This is a genomic window from Rickettsia fournieri (assembly GCF_900243065.1).
Classification (GTDB): Bacteria; Pseudomonadota; Alphaproteobacteria; order Rickettsiales; family Rickettsiaceae; genus Rickettsia; species Rickettsia rickettsii.
The window spans coordinates 178,770-192,104 of record NZ_LT978483.1; the positions used below are offsets into that span (position 1 = coordinate 178,770).

Genomic DNA, 13,335 nt, shown 5'->3' on the forward strand with positions numbered 1-13,335 from the left:
ATGTATATAACAATTCTTCTATTTCTGCAAGAGTAAAATATCGTATTTTATCAAAAAATATACAGAACCTAACGTTTAGATTTTATAGCTTATTCCTAATATTATAATTACTAGATATCTCTATTAATCCAAATTAGTCACTACTAGTTGAAGCCTTGAAAATTATTATCCTTTTTAAGGACTTTGTTAAAAAAGAAAAACCTATTGGTTACATTTATATTAACAAGATCTTACTTTATTAAAAATTATTATAGATTTTATATGACTAAACCATATGTCATTAAATGAACTACTCCTTTTGAGCGTATTAAACTTTATAATCCTATACCCAATATTGCTCTTAGAAGTGCTATTATTATGCAGGCAATAATAGATGCAATACTTCTACCAAGAAAGAGGCAACAAAAGCAGAATATAACGCTAAAAAATGGTTTTTTGAAAATAATAAAAATTTTAATGCTACCTGCTTAGAAATCAGCATTGAGACTAATTATGTAAGAAAGACTGCTAAAAAACTAATTAAATCGCAACAAAATAAGGATAAGCGTCCTAAACTCTACGGCTAAAGTTTAAATAAATTAATTTGTAATAAAACTTGAAATTACTCTAAATATAAATTAATTGTATAGGTGTTACTTAGTAACGCCTATATATTAATTATTTCAGATTATAAAGGTTATTTATGATTATTTCAGTTTCAGGTCAACATATTTCTATCGGTAATAATTTACAAGAATATTCAAAAGAGAGGGCTACGCAAGTCGTTAAAAAATATTTTACCGATATAATAAATATAGATATACATTTTTCAAAAGAGGGAATTAACTTTAAATGTGATATTATAGTAAAATATGGCTCAGGTAAACATAATATAGTCAAAAGTAATGATAGTTGTAGCGATATATATGTAGCTTTTGATAAAGCTATGTCAAAACTAGAAAAACAGCTTAGAAAATATAAATCAAAATTCAAAAATCATCATGCGGGTAAAGTAAAAATATCAGAAATTGCTTACGAAGGTACCAAATGTATTATTAATCCGCAATCTGATAGTGAAACCTCTAACGCCGAAGATAATGATAATCCGGCAATTATCGCTGAAAAGCCTGTAGAAATATTAAAATTATCAGTAAAAAAAGCGGTAATGAAAATGGATTTAGAAGATTTACCTGCAGTAGTATTTAAAAATATAAATAATGATCGTATCAATATAGTTTATTATCGTAAAGACGGTAATATTTCTTGGGTAGATTATAATTAATGCTCATTATCCCTTACAAAGGGGTTACACCAAGAATCGATAAAAATGCATATATTGCCGAAAGCAGCTCTTTAATAGGAGATGTTGAAATAGGTAGTAATTCAAGCATTTGGTTTAATACGGTTCTTAGAGGCGACGTTGAATCGATAAAAATAGGAAATAATACTAACGTACAAGACGGTAGTGTAATTTATACTTCAAGATTTAATAGACCGGTAGAAATAGGCGAAACTATCGGTCATCTCTCTCTTATTCATGCCTGTACAATACATAATAATCGGTATGAGTGCTACGATAATGGATTATGCAGTAATAGAAGAATATGCTTTTATTGCTGCAGGCAGTCTTATCCCGCCAAAGAAGATAATTAAATCTCAAGAATTATGGATGGGATCCCCTGCAAAATTTGTTAGATATTTAACCGATCAAGATTTAGAATATATGCAAGATAATGTAAGAAATTATGTAGAACTTGCAAATGTTTATAAGATACTCGTTTAATTTGAAAAATTGGCGTCGTCTATCTACTTTTCACGTATCAAGAGTATATAAGGAATCCTTAAATGCCTTAACCGTATTTTTAAGTAAAAACGCAATAGTCATAGGTCCGATGCCGCCTGGTACGGGAGTAATATATTGTACTTTAGACTGAACATTTTCAAAATCAACATCACCGATAATTTTATTGTCGCTAATTCTATTAATGCCTACATCAATTACTATAGATTCAGGATTAAAATATTCTGCAGTTAATTTTAAAGGTGAGCCTATTGCAGCAACGACAATATCGGCTTTAGAAGTAATAGAGCGTAAATTGTGTGTCTTAGAATGACAAATAGTAACGCTGCAATTTTCTTTTAACAGTAAAGCACTTAAAGGTTTTCCTACTATATTTGAGCGTCCAATAATTACAACGTTTTTACCGGTTAAATTAGATTCGTATTTTTTTATAACTGCAAGACAACCAAGAGCAGTGCAGGGAATAAAGCCTTGACTAATTCCGCTATGCAAGTAACCGACATTTAAAGGGTGGAAACCATCGATATCTTTGGAAGGTGATACTGCCGATAAAATTTTATTTTTATCTATGGAGCTTGGCAAAGGAAGCTGAACTATAATTCCTGAAATCTCGTTATCAAGGTTTAACTCATTGATTTTTGATATTAAATCATTAGTATGAATAGTAGCAGATAGATTTATTAATAAAGTATAAATTCCTATTTTATGTGCATTTTTTATTTTGTTTCTTACATAAATAATGCTTGCCGGATTATCGCCTACTAGGACTATAGCAAGCTTCGGTGAAGCGTTGGTTTGGCTTGTAAGTTCTTGAATTTCTAGCTTTAAGTCTGCTAGTATCTCATTGGCTAATGCTTTACCGTCAATTATATTATTCACTCTTATTTTTGTCTCCGTTTAGTTTTAACGTCATTGCAAGGAAATTACGTAAGTAATTGACGAAGCAATCTCAGGAGTTTGTTATTGTTTCATGAGATTGTCACGCTCTCTACGGTTGCTCGCAATGACGATCTCTTTATTTAGTAACGCTCTTACTTCTTTTCCCCGTATTTTTGGTAGTAGAATACTCAAAATGTAGAGCCTTGCCGTCAAATACTCTACTATAAGCATGATGAAGACTGCTTGCCGCTTCAGCAAAACCTGTAAGAATCAGCTTAAGCTTACCAACATAATGAGCAATATCGCCAATGGCGTAAATACCTGCTATATTAGTTTGATAATAGGAAGAGTCTACTTCAATATGGTGAAGCTTAACATTTAAACCCCAATTTGCTAAGCTACCTAAATCTTGTTTTAAACCAAAAAAAGGTAGTAATATATTGGCATCCAATTTGCGAGTATTATTTTGTAAATCTTTAACTATAACCGATTGAAGTTCACTATTATTACCATCTAAAGCATTTAATTGATAACCGGTTACTAACTCGATTTTATCGGTTTCTGCAATATGCCTTAATTGCCTTACGCTTTCAGGAGCTGCCGTAAATTTATCCCGCCTATGTACTAAATATATTTTATTTGCAATATCTGAAAGAGAAATAGCCCAGTCAACAGCCGAATCCCCGCCGCCTGCTATAACTATATTTTTACCCGCAAATTTGCTTTTATCATTGATGAAATAAAAAACCGACTTGCTTTCAAAGTCTTCAATATTCGCAAGGGGCGGTTTGTTTGGACCGAATGAACCTGCTCCTGCTGCAATAATAATAACTTTGCTTTTAATAAGAGTGTTTTTTGAGGTTTTAATTTCAAAAAAATCATCTTGTTTATTTAGCTCTATAGCTTGCTGATTTAAATGATATATAGGGTTAAAAGGAGCTGCTTGAAGTTCTAACTGTTTTATTAGCTCTTCTGCTGCAATTTTAGGATATGCCGGTATATCGTAAATAGGCTTTTCAGGATATAGGGTAATACACTGACCACCGATAACTTCTTGTGCATCAATAACATGACATTTCATGCCAAGCATTCCTGCTTGAAAAATTGCAAATAATCCAACCGGACCGGCACCTATTATTACAACATCAGTATTATACATACTTTTTATATTTAAATTTTAAAAAGGATTTTATTGGATATTGAGGAAATAATCAATGGTTATATGAGTATATTTATAGAAATCCAACACTTTCGCAGGGGGATTTTTAAAAACTGTCGGATATTATACTAGACAAGATGCATTTAAAGGTTGTGCTGCATTCCACTTTTCTTCTACGGGTTCTAATATATCCGCTTTTATCTCGGCTTTGTTTTTTAGCATACCGAATAATGAGATTTTTTTAGTATTTATAGGTAATATTTGTGCTATTTCCCTATCTCTTTTGGTAATTATAATAGATTCTTTATCTGTTTGTAATTTTTCTATTATTGCAAGGCAATGAGATTTAAATTGACTGATTGCTATTTTAATAGTCATTTTATAACCTGCAAAAAATAAAAGTATTATTATACTATAATAGTCAAATAAAGTGGTCAATTATATTTCTATTTATAGCTAATTTGGGCTATATTCATTATATTTTAATGTAAAAAATAAAATTTAAAGAAAAACCAAAACAAATTCTGTGGGGAAAATATCATCAATTCATATTTAAATATAACCATTTCTTAAACTAGCCTTGTAAAATCGTTAAACTTTGTAAAAGATTAATAATAGAAATTAATTATTTTTATTATAAATTATGAAAATTAAGATTCTATAAAATATTATCGGTTTTATTATCTTAACTATAAGTACGGGCAATAGTTTTGCCTCCTCCGCCAATGTTTTTTTCCTTGTTAGTGCGATGGTTTTACCGTCTTGTATAGTTGGCTACTCCTTTAGCTTTCGGTACGTATGTTCCAACTGTCAATACTCTGCAAACAAATACAATTATAATAAAGTGTACTTTAGGCACTAATTATACTCTATATTCTTGACTTTTAATTCTTTTGCCAGTCCCACTATCGTACCTGTCAATATATAGATAAACAAAGGTAATAGAATAGCAACTATGACGATATAATGATTATGCACCTAAAAAGTTTCAATTAATTCGTTTAAAGTATACATATAAAGATGGTATAGAAGAATATAAAGAAACTAAAGATTTAGTGGCAACTCCGGTAACATTTACCTTACATGATGGTAAAATAATACAATTGATACGGGTAGCTTTAAAAAACACACAGAATTATTCTACTAAAGCAAAAGACTATAGAATTTTTATAAAAGAATTACCTCGTAGAGTGAAGTTAGAGAATAGTGTTACCTCCACCGTAGATCTTGTTGTTCAGCATAGTATACCTATAACAATATCAGGTTAAAAATCTTTAAAACTAAATAAATTAAAGCAATGTGCTTTTTAAATACAATAATATCGGTTTTTATAGGTATTATTTTTTTATACCGGTGAGTTTTGCAGATGGAGTTATCTCTGAATCTCTTGGCGATACTTCGCCTTGAATCGCAGCGGATACAAACGTACATGAGGATCAGGAGTTAGGGTTATTGCCCCAATTACCTCTAGCAGTAGAATTTGAGAATAGCGCTAATGAAATTGCGGGTGAGAGTGAATTGATGGTTTCGTTAGAAGTTAATTATACCGAAACCGATATATTGCCGACTATAGTACAAAACGCTCAAGGTCATTATTTAATTCCTCTTGAAGATATAGAACATTTTGATGTTCAAGAAGATTATCTTAAGCAGGGTTTAGTGAATTATCATGATACTGCATATATTAATTTAGATTTGCTTGAGGGTACTAAATATGATTTAAACTTTGAGAATTTAGATTTAAATATTACTTTTCCAGCGGAAAAAATGCAACCTCAATCATTTGATGCTTCAGGTGGCCCTATGAAGAACGTCGATACTAAACTTATTAGTGGGGTATATTTAAACTATGATGTGACTCTTAGTCCAAATGATGATATTAATTATTTAGCCGGAGTAGAGGAACTCAATTATTTTGTAGAAGTCAAGATTTGATCTTACAGACACTATAAATTTTGCACCTGATTGTCAGTTAAATTTTGACTGTCAGAGACGTATTCAAGATACAAGATTTCATTATTCTTTTCAACAGCTAATTTTTTACTATCCTTAAAAGTTTGCATAGGAGTTTTTCCATAACAATATTTTCCTAAATGTGGTCGCTCATTATNTTATAGACTCCTTTTTTGAAGCTACGATATTTTGCACTTTGATTTAATATAAAAATACTTGGTATAATGGAAGAAATAGCAAAATACGGTATTAAAAATATTATACTTAATATATATCATTCATTATTGTAATTTAGTTTTTATTTTTAATAATATTAATAAAGACGGAATAGTTATAATAGTAGTAAATAAAAAGAAATTTTGCCAACCGAAATTTACTACCATATAGCCTGAAATTATAGGAAAAATTGAGCGCGAAATCCCCATCATCGATGAAAGAAAAGCATATTGAGTAGCTCGAAATTTACCTTGACAGAGTGCAGAAATAAAAGCGATATAAGCAGTCATTGTCATACCGCCGGTAATACTTGCTATTCCTATCGTAATAAATAATAATAAAGAATTTTTACCGTTTATTTCAAGAAAAATAAATAAAATATGTCCTAAAGCATGAATAATACCAAATAAAAATATACTATTTAATATATTTTTATGTTTCATAATAACAGCGCCGACAAGTCCACCGATTATAGCTCCTACAACTCCACAAAACTTTCCAACGCTTGCTATTTCAAAAGCATCATACTCAAGATGAAGCAAAAACGGATTAATCATAACATTAATTAAGTTATCCGGTAACCTATATAATACTAGGAAAATTAATATAAGAATAATGAAATAAACAGAACCTATAGGTTTTAACGCATTATATATAAAATTTATTATGTTTTTTTTATTTTGATTATTTTTTATATCATTCTTGATTATCTGTATATGTATGTTCTCATTTAAATAACAATACTTAATTCCTACCATCAATAAAATTAAATAAATAAATACTAAACCGGCAAAGATTTTATATATTTCATTAAATGTTAAATAAAGAGATAAATAAATAGCTCCAGAACCGGCTAAAAGCATACCGACCCGATAACCGAATATATATATTCCTGAAGTAAACCCAAGAGATTCTTTAGGTACTATTTCCGTTCTTAAAGCACTTAATATAGTATCTTGTGCAGCACTAAAAAAAGAAATAATTAAAGCCGTGAAAGCAAATAATAATAGATTAGTACTAGGATCTAGAAAGCTGAAAATATATATAAGAAATATCAATGCACTACTAGTTAAGCAAATCCAAGATAATCTATGACCGAATATGTTGTTTAAATATTTAATTTGCACTGCATCAAAAATCGGTGCTAACAAGAAATTAATAGAGTAGGGAAGCGTTATGAATGATAATATACCGATTGTTTGCAGTGCTATATCTTCTTTAGCAAGCCAATAATTTAAAGTATTACCGGTAATCATTAGATTAAAACCGCTAATAAACCCAAACAACCAAATAATACATAAACGAGAGTTATTTAACATGAATTTATATACTTCGAGTAAATGAAGAATTGATAGACGAAGATCAACTTCAAAAAGAGCAAGGAGTCTATAAGGCGAGGAGCAGAGCATATACTTTTTTGAAGTTGATCTGTAGAAGTCAAGATTTGATCTTACAGACACTATAAATTTTGCACCTGATTGTCAGTTAAATTTTGACTGTCAGAGACGTATTCAAGATACAAGATTTCATTATTCTTTTCAACAGCTAATTTTTTACTATCCTTAAAAGTTTGCATAGGAGTTTTTCCATAACAATATTTTCCTAAATGTGGTCGCTCATTATTGAAATGCTCTAACCAAATATCAAGATCTAATTGTAAATCATCAAGATCTGTATAAATCTTTTTCCGCATAGCTGTATCAAAGAATTCTTGTTTCATGGTTTTATTAAAACGCTCACACATACCATTTGTTTGAGGAGAATATGCTTTAGTAGTAGTATGCTCTATACCTTCAATACTTAGAAATAATTCAAAAGCATGATGCTCTATATTTCCCTTATATTCTGCCCCACAATCTGTAAGAATACGAAGTATTGGTATCCCTTGAGTCTCGTACCATGGTAACACGCGGTCATTAAGCATATCAGCAGCAGTTAAAGCTGTTTTATCAGTATATAGTTTAGCATCAGCTACCCTAGTATAGCTATCAATAAATACCTGAGAATAAACCTTACCTATACCTTTGAAATTACCTACATAATACGTATCCTGACATCCTAAATAACCTGGATGCTGCGTCTCAATTTCTCCATGAGCTTCTTTTTCATTACGACGCTTCTCTAGCACTTGTAATTGAGATTCAGTAAGAACAATACCATCCTGAGCCATCTTTGCTTCTAATGCTTTAAGCCTTTTACTGATATTGTTTAAATCATTACGTAACCAAATTGATCTCACTCCTCCAGGCGATACAAGTATACCGCTCTTCTTAAGCTCATTTTATACTCTTAGCTGTCCATATGCTGGATATTCTATTGCCATATCCATTACTGCTTTCTCTATCGCTGGATCAACTCTATTCGCTATTATTGGCTTTCTTCGACTAATTTCATACAATGCCTCTTCGCCACCAGTTTCATACAGTTCTTTAAATCTGTAATAACTATCTCTACTATAGCCCATCGCTTTACATGCTGACTATATGCTACCAAGACTCTTAGCTAGTTCTAGTAACCCTATTTTTGGCTTTATTATTTTTTGATTTAAGTTCATTTTTCATCTCCATTTAATAATTAATTTATTTTACTAAATGTAAGATTTAATCTCAACTATTACACCTAACTTATTAAATATTTCTTTTGTATTATTTGAGATAGTTAAACCAATTTGCTTATCTGTATCCTCAAAAGTTTTTATAGTCTTTTCATTAGGAATCTTAATATGTGGTTTGAAAGGCAAACCACCGCTATTTATACATTGAGTTAGGAAAATATCCTCATGGCTTCTGACATAGTCATCCCCATTTGCTTAAATATTTCTGCTGCTTCAATTTTTATATCTGCTGAAACACGTAATCTAATATCTACTGTATTCATAATATAGCTCCATTCAGTTATTATTATCCGCTATAGTCAAATGATTTGAATTCACTTACATCGTCTCTCGTCGCTCTCCTATTATCTATAGGCTGCGCTTCTCACTCCTTGTAATTTACATCCAACTGATTTGACTACATTTTAGTATATATGGTGGCATGCGTCAATACACTCATATTTTAATTAAGAATAGTTGCACTAATAAGAAAAAGTGGTAAAATATCATATCGAACAAATTAAATATTATGAATAATTATGCCGCAAATTTATTTTAACGGTCCGGAAGGACGAATTGAAGGAAGATATGCAAAAGCTACCTCGCCTAACGCCCCTATTGCATTAGTTCTTCATCCTCATCCTTTATATGAGGGTAATATGAATAATAAAGTAGTTTATAATGCCTATAAGATTTTAGCAGATAACGGTTATACCGTCTTACGTATTAATTTTAGAGGAGTAGGGGGGTCACAAGGTAAATTTGATAACGGAGTCGGTGAAGTGGTTGATGCGGGGGCAGCTCTCGACTGGTTACAGCAGAATAACCCAAATGCTCAGTCTAATCTGATATTAGGATTTTCTTTCGGAGCATGGATAGCTATGCAACTTGTAATGCGACGTCCGGAAATAAATCATTTTATTGCTATTTCGCCGCCGGTTAATACAATTCATAAATATGACTTCTCATTCCTCTCACCTTGTCCTATTCCAGGGTTTATATTACAAGGAGATAATGATAGTATAGTATCGGCAGATGATGTAAAAGACCTAGCAAATAGATTATCTAAGCAACAATCCCATATTAAAGTTGATTATAAAATTATCAATGGAGCTGACCATTTCTTTCGTTATAAAACTGAAGAATTTTCTAAAGCAATAAATGCTTATTTAATAACAATTCAATCTGATTATCATCACCATAATAATAATGTAAATGAAGAAATTAGTAAGCACCCAAAGAAATTATTTTTATATTAGTTTTTGTTGTGTGGTCCGGCTTATCCGTCATTGCGAGCAGGCGTTGTTGCGTAGGTATCCAAGTCGTCATTGCGAGGAAATTGCGTAGCAATTGACGAAGCAATCCAGTAAAAAATTCTGTAAATCAGAATTTTTTTTATTATTTTTCCGGATTGCCACGCAGTCTACGGTTGCTCGCAATGACGATTTGCTATCCACGTGGGAATGACATAAAAGAATCCATATCACAACGTCTACAATTCTAAATAAGCTTCTATTGCCAAAATTAATATTTCATCTTTTTTAGCATCTAACTCTTGAGTTAATTCTTCGTAAATTTGCCTATCTGATAGAGAAGTAAATTTTTTAAATAGCTGCACTAATTTTAAAGAGGGGATAATACGAAAAGCATCTTTTAATATTTTGATCTTTTTATTAACATTAAGCTTATTATTTAAATTAAAGTAAAATTCTAGTAATTCGTCGTTATAAAAATTTAAATCTACAGCCGTTGCCAAATAATCTATAGCATTAGCCGTATTATTACTTTCTACTTCTTGCTTCGCTGCTAATAAATAATACTCAGCAATTTCCGGCATAGACTCATGTTTATGAAATTTTGCGAGCTTATTCGTTATAAAAATAAATTTCGTCCATAGAGAAAGTCTAGCATAACAACGCATTAAAGTAATTAAATTGTCAATATCAAGTTCATTGAAATTATAAGCCTTTGTTGCGTAATTTTCTGCTTTCTCATAAAAAGATTTATAATAATAAAGTTTTGCTAGATTTTTGCTACCGTAAAAAACAAATTCTTTAGATGTAATAAGTTTTTGAAAATAGGAAATTTTTCTATCTACATCCTCTTCAGTTACGGCTAAGATTAAATTATGGAATTCTTGTGAATCTTTTAGATCTTCAGAAGATAAATTTTTGCGAGCAATAGAAGCAGATTTAGCTTTATTATTCATAATATATTCGGCAAAAGCTAAAATTAAAGCATATCTATCATGATTAATTTTTTGTTTACTAAAAATATTATGTATTTTAGATGGTAAATCGATAATTAATATTAGAAATCTAATGACAATAAAACAAGAAATTAGTAATAAAAGCCCTAAAATAAGACTAAAGAACAAGGTAGTCTCTATATTATAATCATATAAACTAATAAAAACTTTTGAATCAAAGCTCTCTATAAAAGTAAACCCGAAATAAAGCAGTAAAAAAGTAGCACATATTAATAATAACCTAAACATCTTTATTTACAAACTCCTGCATAAATTTTTCTGAATAAAGACAATCGATTAGATAGTTTAAGTTCTCTAAAATTAGAGGTTTATCTTGTTCTTTTATCATCATAGCAGAAGGTTTTTTTTCAATTTTGATAAACTTCTCCAGCCACTTATGGTTGGTAGGAAAAATTACTTCCGTACTACTTGATTTAGAAAAAAGATAATTATTATATGCTTCTAAGTTATTTAAAATATTCCTTATATCTTGAGGCAGCAGGCGGGATTTTACTATTCTTAGTTCTTTACTATAATCCTTATCTTGCATGAAATTATATACTAATAGATTTACATTTAATAAGTAATTAATATAGTCAAGTGATACCCATACGCCTACCTCGTCACTCGTCGCTCTCCTATTAGTTATAGGCTTCGCTCCTTGTTCCTTGTATCCGAATGAGGCTGAATTGACTACAGTTTCTAATTTTGGTTCTACTAAATTAGTCGGTGCTTCAGGAAACTTTAAAGAACTTACGTAATTTAAAAGCGACTTGGTAGATAATAGAGGAGCTGCTTCCTTTTCTTCCAGGGTAGTATTTTCTTTATTTTCTACTGCTTGATCAGGAATTTGGCTTAAATCCTTATTTTCACTTTTAAACAGTTTAAAAATATCGGATCTATTATGATAAAGAGTAAAAGAAGATAAGACAAATATTACTATTGCTATAAAAAAGATATTTTTGCTTTTAAATAAACTATCGAATTTGTGCATTTTCAGATAATAACTTGATTATATCGTTAAGGTTTTGATCATCACAATAAACCACATTTTTTATAAAAGGTCTAACTATATTTGCGACTTTCAAACTTATGGCTACAACTAAACTATCTTGTAAGTACTCTAGTAAATTATTTTGCAGTAATAATTTTACTAAAGTCCTAGCACTATTTTGAGAATAAAGTAATATAAAATCAATATTATTTTTAAATTCTTTTATAATAGATACGGGCAGCTCATTCAAATATTCTACATTATAAATGATATGTCTAGCTATTTTGCTAGGTAAATCTTTAGTAATTTCATTTGAAGATAAATATATAGTCTGCTCATATAAATCAGGAGGAAAATGCTTAATCAAATCTTCCACGTTTTTAGCAGTATACATTACTTCCTTGCCTAATAATCGTTTTGACTTACTACCTACTACCCAAATATCTTGTTTTAAGTTATGACCGGTTAAGATACTTGCCGCATATTTACTAGTTATTATTATATTTGAGTAATTATCTAAAATATCTATATTAAAATCTAGAGTTTTATATTTAATTAAAGGACAATGAATATCACGTAAATCTAAATTATATTTACTTATTTCCTTTATAGTTTCATTATTTTCTTCAATATGTCTAGTTAATAAAACCGATTTCATACAATATTTGTACTCCAATATAAAAAGCAACTGCCCAAATAATAATAGCAGCTATTTTATTAATTATAGTTAAAATCGTACTACTTTTATTTAGCTTTCTAATATTATAACCTGCAACTGCTAAAGAAAAAAACCATATCCAAGATATAAGTATGCAAGTTAAGGTAAATATAATTTTTGCAAGACCGCTATACTTTAAAGCACTAATACCTATTACTATAATCGTATCCATAATTGCATGCGGATTTAATATTGACACCGATATAGCAAATAAAATTTGTTTTTGAGCTGAAAAAGCCCCGGAATTCATTGTAAGATCAATAGGCGGCTGATTCCAAGTATTATAGCCCATATAAATTAAGAAAATAAATCCAACAATAAATATAGATAATTTTAACCAAGAAATTTCAAGAATTAACAAAGATATCCCAAGAACTGCCATACATATAAGCATAGTATCACATATTGAGGCTGCAATTATGCTAGGTAAAGCCTTGCTAAACTTTGGCTGTTTTGCTCCTTGATTGAATATAAAAATATTCTGTACTCCGAGCGGCACTATTAAACCGAGAGCTAAAACGATGCCATGTAAAAAAGCACTTAATATATCATTATTCATTTAAATAGCCATTTTATATACTAGAGCTATGCTCCAAATTGTTACTGCTCCTATTTTATTAATTATTTTTAATATTATAGCATTTTTATTTAATTTTCTCATATTATAACCAATTATTGCCAATTATAAAAACCATATACAAATAAACATGTAAATAATTTTAATGTCATTTCCTTGATATTTGTAAAAACCAATATTTAATATACTCATTATATATGGGTTTAATATAGATAATA

General features: G+C 29.9%; 13 protein-coding genes and 6 pseudogenes. 7 read left to right on the forward strand and 12 right to left on the reverse strand.

From position 1 onward, the window contains the following. Positions 1-306 precede the first annotated feature (306 nt). The 3 genes and pseudogenes from C4Q30_RS02040 to C4Q30_RS02050 all read left to right on the forward strand — a co-directional run bounded on the left by C4Q30_RS02040 (position 307) and on the right by C4Q30_RS02050 (position 1,762). Positions 307-566 (forward strand): annotated as a pseudogene (locus C4Q30_RS02040) (hypothetical protein). Between the two features lie 116 nt (positions 567-682). Next, a complete protein-coding gene (gene hpf, locus C4Q30_RS02045; protein WP_103897049.1) occupies positions 683-1,261 on the forward strand; it encodes a ribosome hibernation-promoting factor, HPF/YfiA family in 579 nt (192 codons plus the stop codon). Next, positions 1,261-1,762 (forward strand): annotated as a pseudogene (locus C4Q30_RS02050) (gamma carbonic anhydrase family protein). The gene hpf and the pseudogene C4Q30_RS02050 overlap by 1 nt, the downstream one beginning before the upstream one ends. Positions 1,763-1,792: 30 nt before the next feature. Here C4Q30_RS02050 and folD read toward each other — a convergent pair. The 3 genes and pseudogenes from folD to C4Q30_RS02065 form a co-directional block, all read right to left on the reverse strand. Then, on the reverse strand, positions 1,793-2,659 hold the full coding sequence (gene folD / locus C4Q30_RS02055; protein ID WP_103897050.1) for a bifunctional methylenetetrahydrofolate dehydrogenase/methenyltetrahydrofolate cyclohydrolase FolD: 867 nt from the start codon (positions 2,657-2,659) through the stop codon (positions 1,793-1,795). A gap of 152 nt (positions 2,660-2,811) precedes the next feature. Beyond that, a pseudogene (locus C4Q30_RS02060) lies at positions 2,812-3,818 on the reverse strand (NAD(P)/FAD-dependent oxidoreductase). Between the two features lie 123 nt (positions 3,819-3,941). Beyond that, entirely contained in the window at positions 3,942-4,196 is a 255-nt protein-coding gene (locus C4Q30_RS02065) for a type II toxin-antitoxin system Phd/YefM family antitoxin (RefSeq protein ID WP_103897052.1), read from the reverse strand. Positions 4,197-4,485: 289 nt separating this feature from the next. On the opposite strand from C4Q30_RS02065, the pseudogene C4Q30_RS10770 reads away from it, so the two are divergent. From C4Q30_RS10770 to C4Q30_RS02080, 3 genes and pseudogenes are all read left to right on the forward strand, one after another. Continuing rightward, positions 4,486-4,690, forward strand: a pseudogene (locus C4Q30_RS10770) (spore coat protein U domain-containing protein); the annotation flags it as partial. 123 nt (positions 4,691-4,813) lie between these two features. Further along, the gene (locus tag C4Q30_RS02075) at positions 4,814-5,086 is read left to right on the forward strand and encodes a fimbria/pilus periplasmic chaperone (RefSeq protein ID WP_103897053.1); all 273 of its coding nucleotides are present in this window, start codon (positions 4,814-4,816) and stop codon (positions 5,084-5,086) included. 184 nt (positions 5,087-5,270) lie between these two features. Beyond that, the gene (locus tag C4Q30_RS02080; RefSeq protein ID WP_245207427.1) at positions 5,271-5,753 is read left to right on the forward strand and encodes a hypothetical protein; all 483 of its coding nucleotides are present in this window, start codon (positions 5,271-5,273) and stop codon (positions 5,751-5,753) included. A gap of 11 nt (positions 5,754-5,764) precedes the next feature. Here C4Q30_RS02080 and C4Q30_RS02090 read toward each other — a convergent pair. The 4 genes and pseudogenes from C4Q30_RS02090 to C4Q30_RS09000 all read right to left on the reverse strand — a co-directional run. Then, positions 5,765-5,926: pseudogene (locus C4Q30_RS02090) on the reverse strand (IS481 family transposase); the annotation flags it as partial. A 126-nt stretch (positions 5,927-6,052) separates the two neighbouring features. Continuing rightward, positions 6,053-7,306, reverse strand: coding sequence for an AmpG family muropeptide MFS transporter (locus C4Q30_RS02095; protein WP_103897055.1), 1,254 nt, complete (start codon positions 7,304-7,306; stop codon positions 6,053-6,055). A 140-nt stretch (positions 7,307-7,446) separates the two neighbouring features. Next, positions 7,447-8,541: pseudogene (locus C4Q30_RS02100) on the reverse strand (IS481 family transposase). A 209-nt stretch (positions 8,542-8,750) separates the two neighbouring features. After that, on the reverse strand, positions 8,751-8,864 hold the full coding sequence (locus C4Q30_RS09000; RefSeq protein ID WP_014014419.1) for a type II toxin-antitoxin system RelB/DinJ family antitoxin: 114 nt from the start codon (positions 8,862-8,864) through the stop codon (positions 8,751-8,753). A 255-nt stretch (positions 8,865-9,119) separates the two neighbouring features. Between C4Q30_RS09000 and C4Q30_RS02115 the strand changes: the two genes are divergently transcribed. Next, entirely contained in the window at positions 9,120-9,839 is a 720-nt protein-coding gene (locus C4Q30_RS02115; RefSeq protein WP_103897056.1) for an alpha/beta hydrolase, read from the forward strand. 233 nt (positions 9,840-10,072) lie between these two features. On the opposite strand, the gene C4Q30_RS02120 is transcribed toward C4Q30_RS02115, so the two are convergent. Genes C4Q30_RS02120 through C4Q30_RS02140 form a run of 5 tightly spaced genes read right to left on the reverse strand, consistent with a single transcriptional unit; the run spans position 10,073 to position 13,201 of the window. After that, on the reverse strand, positions 10,073-11,077 hold the full coding sequence (locus C4Q30_RS02120; protein WP_103897057.1) for a tetratricopeptide repeat protein: 1,005 nt from the start codon (positions 11,075-11,077) through the stop codon (positions 10,073-10,075). Continuing rightward, positions 11,070-11,822, reverse strand: a complete 753-nt coding sequence (locus tag C4Q30_RS02125) for a palindromic element RPE2 domain-containing protein (protein ID WP_103897058.1) — start codon at positions 11,820-11,822, stop codon at positions 11,070-11,072. The genes C4Q30_RS02120 and C4Q30_RS02125 overlap by 8 nt, the downstream gene beginning before the upstream one ends. Further along, positions 11,806-12,480: a uroporphyrinogen-III synthase gene (locus tag C4Q30_RS02130; protein WP_103897059.1), complete on the reverse strand. Its 675-nt coding sequence runs from the start codon at positions 12,478-12,480 to the stop codon at positions 11,806-11,808. The genes C4Q30_RS02125 and C4Q30_RS02130 overlap by 17 nt, the downstream gene beginning before the upstream one ends. After that, on the reverse strand, positions 12,458-13,099 hold the full coding sequence (locus tag C4Q30_RS02135) for a LysE/ArgO family amino acid transporter (RefSeq protein WP_103897060.1): 642 nt from the start codon (positions 13,097-13,099) through the stop codon (positions 12,458-12,460). Before C4Q30_RS02135 ends, C4Q30_RS02130 begins: the two co-directional genes overlap by 23 nt. Further along, positions 13,100-13,201: a lysine transporter LysE gene (locus tag C4Q30_RS02140; RefSeq protein WP_245207428.1), complete on the reverse strand. Its 102-nt coding sequence runs from the start codon at positions 13,199-13,201 to the stop codon at positions 13,100-13,102. Between the last annotated feature and the right edge of the window lie 134 nt (positions 13,202-13,335).